General features: G+C 74.9%; 1 protein-coding gene and 1 pseudogene. One reads left to right on the forward strand and one right to left on the reverse strand.

Annotation, left to right across the window (positions count from 1 at the left end; translation table 11 throughout):
* Positions 1 to 602: pseudogene (locus tag HW445_RS31730) on the reverse strand (hypothetical protein); the annotation flags it as partial.
* A gap of 159 nt (positions 603 to 761) precedes the next feature.
* Here HW445_RS31730 and HW445_RS33965 point away from each other — a divergent pair.
* Positions 762 to 1,199, forward strand: a 438-nt coding sequence (locus tag HW445_RS33965; protein ID WP_180224219.1) for a glycosyltransferase, incomplete at its 3' end; no start/stop codon positions are given.

The following is a 1,199-nucleotide window of genomic DNA, read 5'->3' on the forward strand; positions in this document are numbered from 1 at the left end:
TCGGTGACCGCCACGAGATGCGCCAGCGCGACCCCGAGCGCCGCCTCCCAGCGACGGCTCAACGACCCGTCGGGCTCGACGGGCGGGACCCGGTGCCCGGGGTCGCGCAGGTCGTCCCAGCCTGGAGGCGGGCCGGCCGGACGTCCCGAGGGGCGGCGCACCACGGCGTCGGGCTCGAGCCACACCGTCTGCCACATCCCGCAGTCGTCCATGCGGGTCGCCACCGCCCGCCCGCACCCCTCGCACGCCAGGTTGGGACCGGCCCTGCCGTCCACGCCCCGGCAGTAGCCGTCGCACCTGTCGGGGATCAGGGTCATGGACCGGGAGTCGCCGGGGGCGATCACGATCCTGTTCCGCGCGCCGAAGGAGACGGAGTACACCCGCGTGTACACGCCCTGCCGGGCGGCCGCTTCCTCGCCGACCTCCTCCCACAGCCGCCAGGGCGGTCCGGTGGGCCGGGCGTCGACGGCGTACGTGGCGGGTTCCATCAGGGGCGGATGGAGCTCCTCCCAGGCCCCGTGGTGGGTGTGGACGGGGAGGGCGACCCGGGAGACCGGCGCCGTCAGTTCCACGCCGCACCCGGCGCACACGAAGACGTCCAAGCGGTTCCCTCTCTCCGCGCTTCACCGGCTGTCACCGGTTCACCGGGATTGTGCTGTGCCCGCGGTGGCGGATCCACCGGATTTCCGTGCGGCTCGCGTGGTTCGCTCTCGGGGTACGGGCCCGTGACCGGGCGGCAGTTCGTCGAGGAGGAGCGCCGCGTGCGCATTCTGATCATCACCGGCGGTTCACGGGGGGACGTCGCGCCCTTCACGGGGCTCGGGCGGCGTCTGCTGGACGCGGGCCATCAGGTCACCGTGGCCGCCCACCCGGTCTTCGGCCCCCTGGTCGGCGGGTGCGGACTCGCCCATCACCCGATGCCGGGAGACCCGAAGGAGCTGATCCGGAGGTGGTCCCGGGCGGCCTCGCGCGAGGAGGTCCGGGCGCTGAACAGGGCCTACGTCGACGGGCTCGCCGACGGGGTGCGGGAAGCCGTGGCGGGCGGCACCGATCTGCTGCTGACCGCCTTCGGTCCGGCGCCGCTCAGCCGTGCCGCGGGCGAGGCGCTGGGCGTCCCGGTGATCGGCACCTACCTCGCACCGCAGTTCGCCACGCGGGAGTTCGCGCTGCCCGGTGCCGCGCGCGGCGGCCCGGAACCG

The sequence above is a fragment of the Streptomyces sp. UH6 genome (assembly GCF_013421635.1).
Classification (GTDB): domain Bacteria; phylum Actinomycetota; class Actinomycetes; order Streptomycetales; family Streptomycetaceae; genus Streptomyces; species Streptomyces abyssomicinicus.